This is a genomic window from bacterium, assembly GCA_018814885.1.
GTDB lineage: Bacteria > Krumholzibacteriota > Krumholzibacteriia > LZORAL124-64-63 > LZORAL124-64-63 > JAHIYU01.
This window is the reverse complement of record JAHIYU010000024.1, coordinates 1-13,799: the sequence shown is the minus strand read 5'-3', so window position 1 is coordinate 13,799 and position 13,799 is coordinate 1. Positions and strand designations below refer to the sequence as shown.

Below are 13,799 nucleotides of genomic sequence, written 5' to 3'. Positions count from 1 at the left end.
GGGTTTCACGCCTGCGCCGGCAGCCGCGCGGCTCTCGCGATGCTCAGGCTCCCGCCAGTTCGCTCAACGTCTCGAAACGGTAGCCGGCGGCGAGCAGCTCGTCGGTGAGGATGTCCGTCGCCGCGATGGTCTGGCCGCGGTCCGCGCCGATGCGCCAGCCGCCGTCGTGCAGGATGATGATGGCGCCCGGCTCGATGCGGCGGCGCACGCGGCGCAATATCACGTCGAGCCCGGGCTGGCGGGAATCCCGGGGATGGATGCTGCCGATCGCCGGCTCGTAACCCAGCTCGCGCGCGGTATCCAGGACCACGTCGTTGATCCAGCCCATGGGCGGGCGCATGAAGCGCGGACGACATCCCGTGACCCGTTCGACCAGCTCCCCGCAAGCCTCGAGTTCGCGCCGGATCAACGGCGGCGGCAGCAACGACAACGGGACGTGATGATCGGAGTGGTTGCCTATCTCGTGGCCCGCGTCCGCGGTCCGCGCCAGCACGTCGCGGAACCGGCGCACGCGCCGTCCCACCACGAAGAAGGTGGCGCGGATGCCCTTGGTCGCGAGCAGGTCCAACAACCGTTGCGTATGCCGGGGATGGGGGCCGTCGTCGAAGGTCAGCGCCAGGCGCTTTTCATGCGTCGTGACCGAGCAGAGCAGGCGCTTGCCCAGATATTCGCGCACCGACGCCACGTCCATCAGGCTGGGGCTCACGCGTCTTCCTCCCGCGCGCGCAGGTAATCGTCGAGAGCCGTGTCCAGCTCGCGGATCAATCGTCGCCTCTGCTGTCGCAGTTCCTGCAGCCGGTAGCCCTGGACCAGCTCGAGCCAAGCCAGGCGCATCAGGCGGCGACGGTTCCTCATGCGGCGTCCGTACTCGCGGGCGAAGAGCCCTGCGGCGGGTGAGGTCGTCGCCGCCGCGACGGCCTCCCAGGCGCCGAGCCGCGTGAAGGCCAGATAGAGCAGCGCCGCGTACCAGGGGATGAACAGCGCGGCGCCGACGACGAGCAGGCAGAAGTGGACCTTGGTGAGGTCGGGCGCCAGCCGGTCGGCGAGCCGGCCGGTGAGCTTGTACGGGATGAGGTTGCCCGCCGCGCCGTACACCGCCAGCGGCAGTCCGACCGCGCCCATGGCCACGAAACGCCAGATCTCGCCGCGCACCGTGGGGCCTCGTTCGGTGCGTAGCAGTTCGTCCTTCAGGCGCAACATCCGACGCATGCGGTGGTACCGCCTCATCAGCCGGGACAGTCCCCAGATCACGTCCGGGCTGCGCTCGTAGAAGTAGTCCAGGGCGCGGGCGATCTCCCGGGTCACCTGCTGGTCCCGCTTGAAGCGCGTATCGCCCGGAATCTCCAGGCCGTCTCGAGCGAGCAGCTCGCCCTTGTAGACGGTCTCCACGTCATGCACCAGCTCGAGGAAATCGACGTGTTCCACGTTGACCACGCGCCGGCGCAGCGCGTCCTGCAGCTCGCAGGTCAGCCGGTTGACGGTCGCGACCGGATCGTCGAGATAGCCGTCGCGGTAGGCGGCCGCGACCAAGGGCCTGCCGAAGCGCAGAAGCACCCGGCTGCGGAAGCGGCTGCGGCTCTCGAAGTTCAGCCCGACCGGCACGATCGTCACGCCCAGCCGCCAGCCGGCCTCCTGCTCGGCGCTCAGGGCGATGCGGGCGGTGCCGGTCTTCAGCTTCTGCACGCGCCGCTCCTCGGCGCTGGTGCCCTCGGGAAAGATGCCGATGGCGCCGCCTTCGGACAGCACGCGATGGCAGGCCGAGAACGTGGCGACGTTCAGGTCCGCCGCCTCGCTCACGTCCTTGGGCCTGAAGACGGGTATCACGCCGCAGCTGCGTAAAAACCGCGCCTGGAGGCGGCTGCGGAAGAGGCCGCTGTGAGCCACGAAGTGCAGCATGCGCCCGGCGCCGAGGCCGAGGAGCAGCGCGTCCGTGACCGAATGGGGGTGGTTCGAGGCGAAGATGATCGGTCCCGTCGCCGGGATATTGTCTGCGCCCGAGATCTCCAGCTTGCGGAAATAGACCTTCACGCCGAACCGCACGACGACGCGTGAAAGACGGTAGATGAAAGGTTCGCGCTTCGTGATGATCGTGCCCCTGGAATCGCGTTCGCTGCCCCAACCGTTGATCCGCGTTGGATTATTGTACGTAACTCCAGTGTTTTCAACAGAGAGCTACGGGAACCCGAGAAATACGATTTCGACGGCCCCACCATCGTTTTGAAAGACTCTTTCCGACAATCAAACAGAGTGATCGTAGTATAATCGAGTTGACGCTTTCAAAGGGGGTTCCCCATGTTTTCCTTGAAACAGAACCGGAGGGCGACACCCGCCCGGCACGTCGCGACCGTGCTCCTGGCCATCGGCCTGCTGGCCGTGGCCGGCGCCGCTCCCGCCAACGTCCGTGTCAACCAGGATCCGCCCGGCGCGGACCAGAACACGACCAGCATCACCCTGCATCCCGACCCGCAGGGCGGGCCTGACCTGCTGATCGTCGGCTACAACCAGAATCCGTTCGCCTTCGGGGGCATCGGCACGAGCTGGAGCCCCGACGGCGGCGTCACGTGGCTCGACAGCCCGATGCCGCCCCCGCCCGTCTTTCCCGTCAACATGGACGCCTCGGTGGCGTCGGACGGCGCCGGCGCGGTCTTCGCGGGCTTCTCGTCCTACGACGCGCTGCCGCCCTTCAACGTCACCTCCGGCGTCTTCGTGTCTGTGTCGCTGGACGGCGGCCAGAACTTCGGCGCGCCCGTGGGGGTCAACGTGATGGCCGGCCCGCAGGGCACGCTGCCCTGGGAGACCAAGCCCAAGGTCGACGCCGACACCTACTACGCCGCGGGCAGCCCCTACGCGGGCAACGCCTACCTGATCTGGGAGAGCGACCTGCCGGCTCCCGGCTGGGTCAACGGCCCCAGCGACGCCCTCTTCGCGTTCTCGGTCGACCAGGGCGTGAACTGGTCACCGCCGCTTCCGGTCAACGACAACCCCGGCAACGACCTGGTGCTGTGGCCTGACGTCGATGTCGGCCCCGACGGCAGCATCGTCGCGGGCTGGGTCGATACGCCCTTCTGGTTGCAGCACCAGGGGACCCTCATGGTGGACCGCTCCATCGACGGCGGCGTCACCTTCGGGCAGGACGTGCCCGCGGTGAGCTTCTGGTGCGTGCCCCAGACCATGACCGACCAGGCGGGGGGCGGACAGACACGCTTCGCCCAGAGCTACACCAGCGTGGCCGTGGACCGGTCCAACCCGCAGCGGATCGGCGCCGTCTTCGCGGCCGACCCCGACGACGGTCCGGCCTGCGAGGCCCGCGTCGACACGGGCGATGTCGTATCCACCTTCGACGCCCATCTGCTCAATCCGTTCGCCGGCGCGTCGAACCTCAGCTACAGCGGCGGGTACCTGCACGCCGTCTGGACCGAGGCTCGGCCCGGCGTGACGGACGTCTACTACAACCGGGCGCCGCTGAGCGCCTTCCCGCCGGTCTGGGACAATCCCGACCAGATGATCTCCACCCAGCCCTGGCTGGACCATCGCGGGTCGAACAACGCCAACGTCGTCAGCAACGGCACCAACGTGTACGCGGCCTGGGACGAATGGGTCGGCGTGGACTTCAGCCACCTGATCTACGTGAACGTCTCCAACGACGACGGCACGACCTGGTACCCGCAGGCCCTCCCGCTCGACACACACTACCGCGCCTGCTACGAGCCCTGGGTGACGGTCGACGGCATGGACCACGCCTGCGTGGCCTGGCTCGAGGACCAGATCAGCGGCACCGACACCGATATCTACGTGAGCTACACCACCGACGCCGGCGCGAACTGGGCCAGCCCCGAGATCCAGGTGCCCACGACCTACCGCGCCTTCGATCACGACATCGATTCCTTCAACGACTACACCGCCGGCAACCACTACGTCTACCTGGTGTGGGCCGAGGAGACCGCCGCGGGCACCGGCAGCGTCATCATGTTCAGCAGATCGACCACCAGCGGCGCCACCTGGTCCGCGCCGGTGCGGCTGGACAGCGCGCCGCCGGGCCAGGAGCTGGCCTACGCGCCCAAGGTCTGCTGCGACTGGGGCAACGTCTACGTCTGCTGGCAGGACGTGCGCTCCGGCACCGACGACATCTACTTCAACTGGTCCAACGCCAGCGGCGGCGGCGGCTGGTCGGGCGAGATGCAGATCGACAATCCCGTCAGCCGCGACTACATGTCGCAGATCGCCTGCGGCCAGGGCAACGTCTACGTGGTCTACGAGAGCGACGTCAACGCCCCCGGCGGCAACGAGGACATCTACCTCAACTACTCGATCGGCAGCGGCGCCAACTGGCAGGGCCCGCGACGCGTCGACGTGGGCGATCCCGCCGCCGCGAGCCACTCCTGCAACCCGCGCCTCACCGTGGGCGGCGTCGACGGCCAACCCACCCCCTACGTGGTGTGGATGGACGACCGCTTCGGCCCGGCGCCCTTCAGCGGCTGGGACGCCCTCGCCAACCACTCCGTCGACGGCGGCGCCACCTGGCCGCCCGACTACCGCATCGACGTGGGCACGCAGCCCGGCAGCAGCGACACCTGGTACCCGCACATCGCCGGACCGATCGCCTGCTATCTCTACCGCGACCTGCGCAACGGCATCGGCGACGTCTACGCCAACCTGTTGTCGATGGGACCGGACCAGGGCGACATCTTCTACACCGAACCCAACGACGGCGGCGCGACGTGGCTCAACCCGCCCCTGCGCGTGAACGACGACCCGGGCACCAGCGATCAGAGCCACTGCTGGATCGACATCAAGCCCAACGGGACCGTCGATGTGGTGTGGTACGACAACCGCGCCGACCCCCTCGATCGGAACACCGAGACCTTCTTCGCGGCCCTGCTGCCCGGCGCGACCGCATTCTCGCCCAACATGCCGATCAGCAACCAGCCCATCGCCGCGCCCGGTGCGGGCTTCTGGATCGGCGACTACATCGGCGTGGCGGTGGACGCGACCACAGCCCACGTGGCCTGGGCCGACAACCGCCGCGAGTTCAACCTCTACGACGCCTGGTACGCTTCGCAGGTCAACCCGCAGGCCGTGCCGACCGGAGCCTGCTGCCTGCCCACCGGCGCCTGCGCCACGCTCACGGCCGCGGCGTGCGCGGCACAGGACGGCGAGTACAAGGGCGACGACGTGCCCTGCGACCCGGACCCCTGCGCGACCGGCTTCCAGGACGAGCACGGGGATCTGCTGCCGGACAACGGTACGTGCGTGATCCGCGCCAACTACCCGAACCCCTTCAATCCGTCGACGCTCATCCGCTACGAACTCGGCGTGGACACGCCGGTGCGCCTGACGGTGGTGGACGTCTCCGGGCGTGTGGTGAAGGAACTGGTGCGCTCGGCCCTGCTGGCCAAAGGTCGCCACGAGGCGAGATGGGACGGCCGGGACGACGCGGAACGTCCGGTCGCGGCCGGCGTCTACTTCTGCCGGCTCGAGGCCGGCGGCGAGTCCGCGACCCTGCGCATGGCGCTCATCAAGTAAGGGGCTGTCAGGGGGGCGCGGCCGCCTCGGCTGCGCGACTGCGGCGGCAGCGCCCCCCCGACATCCCTTACCGGCCTCGCTGAGATCCGAGAATGCAAGAACGAGCCCCGGTTGCGGCAGGCGACCGGGGCTCGGTGCTTCATGCGGCCGGCGCTATTCCACCAGCAGCATCTTGGTGATCGCGGCGCGGCCGCCGGCCTCGAGGCGGCAGAAGTACACGCCGCTGCCGACCCGCTCGCCGGTGCCGGCGCGGCCGTCCCAGGACACGCGTCCCGCGCCGGAGACCGTCGCGCCGTCGAGCAGGGTGCGCACCCGGCGGCCGCTCGTGTCGTAGATGCTCAGGCAGACCGGGCCGGATGCGGGCACCGTGAAGAGGATCTCCGTCGCGGGGTTGAAGGGATTGGGACGGTTGCGGACCAGCAGTCCCCCGTTGGCTGGCATGTCGCCCACCGGAGCAGCCGGATCGTAGTCCTGCGCCGAGACGGCGGCGGCCAGAGGATTGTTGAACCAGGCCTGGCAGGTCGGGCCCGACAGATCGGTCGCGGCCGAGATGTAGGTCTTGGTCTGTATCTCGTGGGTGCCCACCACGGGATCGGTCATCAGCAGACCGATGTAGCCGTAGGAGACCATGTCGCCGGTATCGGCGAGGCCGTCGGCGCTGCCGCCGCCGGCGTCGTCGTGATGGTAGACGTCGTTGACGTCGGAGACGCCAGAGAAGTCGACCACCTGCACGAAGGCCCCGCCCGCGACGCCGATCTTGAACCAGAGATCGGACATGTCCTCTAGCGCCAGGGACGTGGCGGCGCCGTCGGGCACGCCGTCCACCGGCAGGGCCGCGTTCTGTACGGTGGATTCGACCACGTCCGCGACGCCGGGATTCAGGTCGTAGGACTGGCGGACCAGGTTCAGGCCGCCGAGCAGCGGCACCTCCAGCACGTCCAGGGGATTGGTCATGTATTCGCGGTAGAAGTGCTTCAGCGAGGTCCACCCCGAGGCCACGCCGATCACCTGGAATTCGGACTCGGTGTAGCGGATCACGCGCACCGGGCCGACCACGGCGTCCCGGCTCAGGGGCGTCATGTCGTCCTCGGTCCGGATCCAGGTCTGGAAGAGGAAATAGCCGCGCAACCGGGTCTTCTCGCGGTCCATGTAGTCGTCCGAGAAGACGTCCCCTTCGCGCAGGCGCAGCTCGTCCCAGAACCACTTGTCGGCGTCGTAGCCGGCGCGGTAGGCGCCGGCGGTTATCTCGTCCAGTCCCGCGTCGTAGGACATGTAGGACGTGGACAGGGTGTCCGGCAGGGTGGACGAGCGGTAGAGATAGGCGATCGTCGCGTCGCCCTCGACCGCATCGGTCACGGTGATCTCCAGGCGAGGATGCGTCCGCGATTCCGCGTCGTCGACCCAGGCAGAGGCGATGGCCGCGTCGCCGCCGTCCTGGGGCTGGAAGACAAGTTCGTCGTTGGCGTCCCACAGGCCGTCGTCGGCGACGAAGTAGGAGCCGCCGGCGTCGCGCTCGTCGACCTGGACGGGAATCTCGCGCCACGCGCCGTCCGCGTAGGCGAAAAGGTGGAGCTCTGAGACGGGGGCGCCGGACAGGACCGCGAGCGCATCGCCGGCGAGCATGACCGGTTCGGCGGGCCTGATGGCGGCGTGGGCGCCGCCGACCATGAGCGTGGATATGGCCAGGATGTGCAGGATCTTCACGTCGTCTCCCCCCGTTTGTTTCGGTGTGGATCTGGTCGGAAGTATAGCACAGCCAGCACCGCCCTTTGACGCTGCAAGTCGACAGCGGTATGATGCCGTCTCGCCCCACTACCGCCACTCACGAGAGGAAACGAACATGACCGCATACTCCGTCAGCCCTGCCGGCGAGAAATTCGCCATTCCCGTCGATAAGGATTACGCCAGGGAGATGCAGCGGCTGCAGCGCCTGGTCGAGAAGGCGCGCGCCGACGGGCAGGAGATCGTGGTCGTGATGGGCGTGGGCTTCGTGGGCGCGGTGATGGCCGCCATCGTCGCGGACACCGTCCACAAGACGGGCAAGAAGAAGGGGCAGCCCGGCAAGTTCGTCATCGGCTGCCAGCGGCCGAGCGTGCGCAGCTACTGGAAGATCCCTCTGCTGAATCGCGGCGAATCGCCGGTGAAGGCGGAGGATCCCGAGGTCGACCCGATGATCGCGCGCACGGTCAAGGCGAAGAAGACGCTGACCGCCACCTTCAACAGCGACTGCCTGAAACTCGCCGATTGCGTCGTGGTCGACGTGCAGTGCGACTACGCCAAGCGCGACCTGGGCAACATGCGCACCGGCGAGGCGGACATGGCCGCGCTCGAGGCCACCATGCGCACCATCGGCGAAAAGATCCCGCCGAAGTGCCTGGTGCTGATCGAGACGACCGTGGCGCCGGGCACCACGGAGTTCGTGGCCTGGCCCATCCTCAAGAAGGCCTTCGCCAGGCGCGGCCTGAAGGCCACGCCCCTGCTCAGCCACAGCTTCGAACGCGTGATGCCGGGACGCGATTACGTCTCCTCGATCCGCGACTTCTGGCGGGTCTGCAGCGGCTGCAACGCGACCGCCCGCAAGCGCGTGGACAGGTTCCTGCGCGAGGTGCTCAACACCGAGGACTATCCGCTGACGGTCATGGACCGACCCATCGAGTCGGAGACGACCAAGATCGTCGAGAACTCCTACCGCGCGACCATCCTGGCCTTCCAGCACGAGTGGAGCCTCTTCGCCGAGCGCAACGGCGTGGACATGATCAAGGTCATCAAGGCCATCAAGATGCGCCCCACCCACAACAACATGATCTTCCCCGGGCCGGGCATCGGCGGCTACTGCCTGCCCAAGGACGGCGGCCTGGGCTACTGGGCGTACAAGCACATCCTCGGCTTCGAGGACGGCGACGAGATCTTCAAGATGAGCACCACGGCCATCGACATCAACGACACGCGCGGCCTGCACGTGGCCACGCTGGCCCGCGATGCCCTGCGCAACATGGGCCGCTACATCGCCGGGGCCGACGTGCTGATCTGCGGCGGCAGCTACCGCCAGGACGTGGGCGACACGCGCTACAGCGGATCGGAGCTGGTGGTGCGTCGCCTGACCGAGATGGGCGCCGAGATGCGCGTCCACGATCCCTACCTGGAGCACTGGTTCGAACTGGAGGAGCAGGACGTCTACCCGGCGCCGGGCCATTCCTGGGCGCGCTTCTTCCGCAACCAGGACGGGCTGAAGGACATGCGCGTGACCAAGGATCTGGCCGCGGCGCTGAAGGGCGCCGAGGCGGTCATCCTCGCGGTGCCCCACGAGCCGTACCTCGAGCTGGAGCCGGAACAGGTCGTCAAGATGGCCGGCGGGGCGCTGGCGGTGATCGACTGCTTCGGCATCCTCGACGACGACCGCATCCGCCGCTACTTCGAACTGGGCTGCGAGGTGAAGGCGCTCGGGCGCGGGCACATCCAGCGCATCAAGAAGGAAGTGGGGGCGGCGGAGAAGGCCAGGTTGAAGAAGAAGGCGAGGAAATAGGGGCCACCGGGAAAGAGACTGCCGGCTCTCGCAAGGCGGACGCCGGCCGTCTCTTTCCACTCACCGCATGTACAGCACCTTGGTCGATACGCTGTCGCCGCCGCTGGCCAGCCTGAAGAGATAGGTTCCCGAAGTGAACTGCTCGGGGCGCCAGGTTATCTCGCGCGCCTCGGGTACGAGACGGCCCTCCCAGACGTCCTGCATCAGCCGGCCCCGGGCGTCGTACACCTGCAGGATGCCGTGGCGGGGCGCCGCCGCCGCGAGCGAGAGCACCACACCGCCGACCGTGGTGTCCCTGGATACGTACCGGAGCGAAAGACCCGTCGTCACCGCAACGCCCACCGAGGTGGCCGGCAGGAAGGCCTCCAGCGCGGGCAGGACCTCCCCCGTCTCGTCGAACAGCGCCAGGTTCTCCCAGGCCGAACCGAAGGTCGGCGTGGTGATCCATTCCGGCGCCCAGTAGAAAACGCCCCGACCACGCCCGTCGGGCGCGTCCGCGACCAAGGCGAAGATGGTCTCCATGAAGGCGCGCTGGCCCGCGGGAGTGTCGGGGTAGCCGGGCAGCAGGTGTTCGGGCAAGCCGACGGGGTTGTGGGTGTCGTCGAACCAGCCGAGGGTCCAGGGGTAGGCGACCTCCGCCAGCACGATGTCCTTGCCGTAGCGCACGGCGAGATCGTCCAGGTTGAATTCGAGGTCGGCGAGTGTGCCGTGCCACCAGGGGTAGTAGGACAGGCCGATGATTTCGAAGTCGAAGCCCTGGGCCAGCAGGTTGCCGAAGAACCACCGGCAGCCGCCGTTGTCGCCGCCGCGGTCGCTGTGGATCATGATCTCCGGTCCCGGTGCGGGCGTGAAGGCGTCGCTCACGCCGTCGCGGGCCGCGCCGAGGAGCTGAGCGAGCTGCGCCCATTGTTCGGGCGTGTCGAAGGCGCCGCCGACCCGACCGTCGTCCCAGAGCATGCCGGGCGTGATCTCGTTGCCGAGCTGCACCAGCGCCGGGGGCGTGCCCTGGGCGCGCAGGGCCAGCAGTACGTCGCGGGTGCGGACGCGCACGCTGTCGACGAGGGTCGCGAAGGGGAGCGCCGCCCAGGCGTCTGGCTTGTCCTGGCGGCCGGGATCGGCCCAGGTGTCGGAGTAGTGGAAGTCCAGCAGCAGATCCAGGCCGGCCGCGTGGGCGCGCCGGGCCATGGCCAGGGTATCGTCCAGGTCGCAATAGCCCTCGGTGGGCGTGTGCCACAGGCGCAGGCGGATCGTGTTGACGCCGTGGCCGGCGAGGATCGCGAAGAGGTCGTCGGGCTCTCCGCCATCGGTGTACGCGCCGCCGTTGTCCTCGATCTGCGGCAGGAACGAGATGTCCGCGCCACGCCACGCCACCTGCCCCCGGCACGGCAAAGCGATGATGAGAGCCAGCAGTATCAACCATGATGCGAACATGACGATTCCCTCATGCGCGCGGCAGGTAACGGTCCGGCGCGTTGAAGACGATCAGGGCCTTGTAACCCGCGTGCACGGTGGCGCCATGGGGCACGCCGGCGGGGATGAAGAAGTTGTCGCCGGCAGTGTACCCGATCGTCCCGCCGTCGATGTGCAGGTCGACCCGTCCGGCCACCGCGAACTCCCATTGCTCGGCGTGGCCGTGTTCGGGCACATCGACCGTCTCGCCGAACTCCACGAAGACGACCTGCTGCCCCTCGCCCTGGAGCAGCCAGCCCCGCGCGCCGGAAATGGGCAGGTCGATCTCGGGCAGAGCCTGCAGGAAGGAGGGGACATTCGCGTATCCGGGCATGGGATCTCCTTGGTTCGGCCTGTACCCGAATGTAGCACCCCGATTTGTCGCGGGCCATGCGGGGACCCGGATCATGAGACCGGAATGATGATATATTTTAACAAAAGACAAATACACGATCATTGTGGTAGTTTATTAAAGTTGAGACGGAGTATCATCCTCAATCTAACATCCACACGACAATTGGCTTTCAACCAAGGAGAATCCGCCATGATCAGAACGCTATCGCTCACCCTCGCGGCCTGTATGTTGCTCACCGGCGTCGCCGTGGCCGACGTCAGCCTCTGCCTGGGCAATGGCACGTACAAGTGCTACGAGACCGACCTCACCTGCGCCGACATCACGATCGGACCGATCATCCAGGCATGCGAGAATCCGGTCGTCGGCCCCGGCGGCGGCGGCGGTAGCGGCGGCGTCATCACCGACCTGCACCCCGAACTCGATTTCCAGGGCATCACCGGGCCTACCGGCGGCTTCGGCGGTTCGGTCTTCGTCGGCGCGGATCAGCTGGTCGAGTTCACCCTGATCTTCGAGTCGCGCGACACCTTCGCCCCGGGACGGCGCATGCAGGCTGTGGCCAGGGCCACCACGGGCAAGATCTACTACGCGCAGTTCGACGCGGACGTCCTCGATCCCGACAGCGACAACGACAACCTGATCGCCGCCACCGCCGGCGGCCAGGAGATCCTGGGCGCCTTCGACCGGGAGCCCCTGGGCGCGGCCGCCACCGGCGACGTGACCGTGACGGTCTTCATCATCGATCCCGATGTCAAGACGACCATCCTGTCGACTCACCACACGCCCATCAACTTCGGCGACCTGGAGTGGAACTTCCTCGCCGACGGCCCCGTCGGCAATACGTCGATGAGCTGGGGCGCGGTCAAGGCCGGGTACTAGGTCCACAACTGCACTCGTGCGAGAGGGCCCGGAACGTTTCCGGGTCCTTTCGCGTCCAAGCGCCCCGAGCGCGCCGCGAATGCAGCTTCTTGGCCGCGGAGTCATGCTGTATCATCGGGGCCGAACAGCATCTCGAATCACGCACGTGACACGAGGGACCGATGTCTCGAGGCCGCGCAAATCCTATTCTTCCGGCGCTCTGCCTGATCGGCTTCACAGCCGTCTGTCTCGTCCCCGCGCATTCGCCGGCGGCCTTGCCCGTCGACGAGGCGCTGGCCGAGGCGACGCGGTACCGGGGCTGGGAGGTCGCGTCGTTCGAGGTGACGGGGCTCGACAGACACCTGGCCGACGACCTGCGCGACGGACTGGCCCTCAACGGCAAGCGGGGCCTGCTGCGCACCCGGCGTCCGCCGCTCTTTCCGGGGACGCTGGCCGACGACGTGAAGCGCGCCCGCGCCTTCGCGGCGCAGAACGGTTTCCCCTGGGCCGAGGTGCGCATCGCCTTCCGGCCGGACCACAAGGCCCGCAAGGTGGGCGTGACTTTCGAGCTCGCGCCGGGGCCGACCGTCGTCATAGACAGCCTGTCGGTGAGCGGCGTACCGGATTACGTCGACGCCGCGGCCGCCCGGGGCGCGCCCCTCTCCCGGGGAGCGCGGTTCACCGAATCCGATCTGACACGGGCGACGTTTACCCTGAACGAGGCCCTGGCGATGGAGGGGCATCCACGTGCCACCGTCACTCCGCGCGTGTCGTTGCGGGACTCCACCCGGGCGGAGATCGTCCTCGCCGCGAAGCCCGGCCCGCGCTGCGTGTTCGCCGGGACGCGTATCGCGGGCGCTCCGGACGACCTGCGGGGACTGGTGCTCCGGAACGCGCAGCCATCTGACGGGGAGCAGTACACGCCGACCGCCCTGCGCCGCGCCCGGCGAAACGTGCGGGAGCTGGACCTGTTCCGGCGCGTCGACGTGACGGTGAGCGAGCCCCGCGACGGCGAAGTGGACCTGCTCGTCGATCTCGTGCCCCGCAAGCCGCGCTCCATAGAGGTCGATCTCGGCTACTGGACCGACGATTTCCTGCGCGCCGGCACGCGCTGGCGCCACCGCAACCTGCTGCGCGGCGGCCGCGGCGTGGAGCTGAAGGGCTCGCTGTCCCGTTTCCGGCGCGACGGTTCGTTCAACGTCTGGTGGCTGTCCCCCTTCGGCCCCCGCACGCGCCTGACCACCCGTCTGCACTACGTCATGGAACTCGAGGACGGCTACGATCTGAACAGCGCGCAGGCCGAGGTGTGGGCCTCGAAGCGCGTCGGCCTGGGCGGCGAACTGCAGGCCGGCGTCTCGGTCGCCGACGTCTCCCTGAAGGTCACGACCACCGACACCGATGCCTTCAAGGCGGAGAGCGGCCTGCTCACGTCGCTGCATCTGCGGGCCAACATGGATCACGTGGACGATCTGATCGACCCGACCCGCGGCGTGTCGTGGTCGGGACGCCTGGAATGGTCGCCGCCCTGGCTGCCGTCGGACAACAGCTTCGCGTCGGGCACGGCGAAGATCGCCTGGTACCTCCCCCTCGGCGGGGCGGTGCTGGCATCCCGGGTCGAGGCCGGCCTGGCGCGTCCGTTGGGCGATTCGATCGATCTGCTGCCCAACAAGCGCTTCTTCGCCGGCGGTTCCACCACCCAGCGCGGCGCGCGGCGCCGCATGCTCGGCCCCCTGGACGCCACCGGCGCCCCCGTCGGCGGCGAAGTCCTGCTGATCGGCTCGACCGAGCTGCGCTTCCGCCTGAAGGGCATCGTGCGCGCCGCCATCTTCGCCGACGTGGGCAACGTGTGGCGGACGGCCTCCGACGCGGCCCTCGACGACCTCGCGGTGGCCTTCGGACCGGGCCTGATGGTGGATACGCCCGTGGGACCCGTCCGCGCCGACGCCGGTTTCAACCTGACGGCGCGACCCCCGGGCGAGCCGGACGTCGTGCTGCACGTATCCGTGGGCCACCCCTTCTGAGGAGAGAGGATGCCCCAGTCGAAGCGGTTCAAGCGAGTCAGGAAGATCGCCGCCCTCGCGGTCGCGGCGGTGC

General features: G+C 68.3%; 9 protein-coding genes. 4 read left to right on the top strand and 5 right to left on the bottom strand.

The window, feature by feature from the left end:
• Nucleotides 1–43 precede the first annotated feature (43 nt).
• Both KJ554_01325 and KJ554_01320 read right to left on the bottom strand, forming a co-directional pair.
• Complete coding sequence (locus KJ554_01325; GenBank protein MBU0740973.1) at nucleotides 44–706, bottom strand: polysaccharide deacetylase family protein; 663 nt, start codon at nucleotides 704–706, stop codon at nucleotides 44–46.
• Entirely contained in the window at nucleotides 703–2,040 is a 1,338-nt protein-coding gene (locus KJ554_01320; GenBank protein MBU0740972.1) for a lysophospholipid acyltransferase family protein, read from the bottom strand. The genes KJ554_01325 and KJ554_01320 overlap by 4 nt, the downstream gene beginning before the upstream one ends.
• Before the next feature lie 252 nt (nucleotides 2,041–2,292).
• On the opposite strand from KJ554_01320, the gene KJ554_01315 reads away from it, so the two are divergent.
• A complete protein-coding gene (locus tag KJ554_01315; GenBank protein MBU0740971.1) occupies nucleotides 2,293–5,523 on the top strand; it encodes a T9SS type A sorting domain-containing protein in 3,231 nt (1,076 codons plus the stop codon).
• A 153-nt stretch (nucleotides 5,524–5,676) separates the two neighbouring features.
• Here KJ554_01315 and KJ554_01310 read toward each other — a convergent pair whose 3' ends face one another.
• Complete coding sequence (locus tag KJ554_01310; GenBank protein ID MBU0740970.1) at nucleotides 5,677–7,227, bottom strand: T9SS type A sorting domain-containing protein; 1,551 nt, start codon at nucleotides 7,225–7,227, stop codon at nucleotides 5,677–5,679.
• 136 nt (nucleotides 7,228–7,363) lie between these two features.
• Here KJ554_01310 and KJ554_01305 point away from each other — a divergent pair, with 136 nt between their 5' ends.
• Nucleotides 7,364–9,046 (top strand): GDP-mannose dehydrogenase, encoded by a 1,683-nt coding sequence (locus KJ554_01305; protein ID MBU0740969.1) that lies wholly within the window; start codon nucleotides 7,364–7,366, stop codon nucleotides 9,044–9,046.
• Nucleotides 9,047–9,106: 60 nt separating this feature from the next.
• On the opposite strand, the gene KJ554_01300 is transcribed toward KJ554_01305, so the two are convergent.
• A complete protein-coding gene (locus KJ554_01300; GenBank protein ID MBU0740968.1) occupies nucleotides 9,107–10,477 on the bottom strand; it encodes an arabinogalactan endo-1,4-beta-galactosidase in 1,371 nt (456 codons plus the stop codon).
• A gap of 10 nt (nucleotides 10,478–10,487) precedes the next feature.
• Complete coding sequence (locus tag KJ554_01295) at nucleotides 10,488–10,829, bottom strand: cupin domain-containing protein (GenBank protein MBU0740967.1); 342 nt, start codon at nucleotides 10,827–10,829, stop codon at nucleotides 10,488–10,490.
• Nucleotides 10,830–11,039: 210 nt separating this feature from the next.
• On the opposite strand from KJ554_01295, the gene KJ554_01290 reads away from it, so the two are divergent.
• Both KJ554_01290 and KJ554_01285 read left to right on the top strand, forming a co-directional pair.
• Nucleotides 11,040–11,726 (top strand): hypothetical protein, encoded by a 687-nt coding sequence (locus KJ554_01290; GenBank protein MBU0740966.1) that lies wholly within the window; start codon nucleotides 11,040–11,042, stop codon nucleotides 11,724–11,726.
• A 161-nt stretch (nucleotides 11,727–11,887) separates the two neighbouring features.
• On the top strand, nucleotides 11,888–13,726 hold the full coding sequence (locus KJ554_01285) for a BamA/TamA family outer membrane protein (protein ID MBU0740965.1): 1,839 nt from the start codon (nucleotides 11,888–11,890) through the stop codon (nucleotides 13,724–13,726).
• Nucleotides 13,727–13,799 lie beyond the last annotated feature (73 nt).

Coding starts and splice junctions, on each gene's coding strand:
- KJ554_01285 (MBU0740965.1), top strand. CDS start 11,888: ATGTCTCGAGGCCGCGCAAATCCTATTCTTCCGGCGCTCTGCCTGATC.
- KJ554_01305 (MBU0740969.1), top strand. CDS start 7,364: ATGACCGCATACTCCGTCAGCCCTGCCGGCGAGAAATTCGCCATTCCC.
- KJ554_01300 (MBU0740968.1), bottom strand. CDS start 10,477: ATGTTCGCATCATGGTTGATACTGCTGGCTCTCATCATCGCTTTGCCG.
- KJ554_01315 (MBU0740971.1), top strand. CDS start 2,293: ATGTTTTCCTTGAAACAGAACCGGAGGGCGACACCCGCCCGGCACGTC.
- KJ554_01295 (MBU0740967.1), bottom strand. CDS start 10,829: ATGCCCGGATACGCGAATGTCCCCTCCTTCCTGCAGGCTCTGCCCGAG.
- KJ554_01290 (MBU0740966.1), top strand. CDS start 11,040: ATGATCAGAACGCTATCGCTCACCCTCGCGGCCTGTATGTTGCTCACC.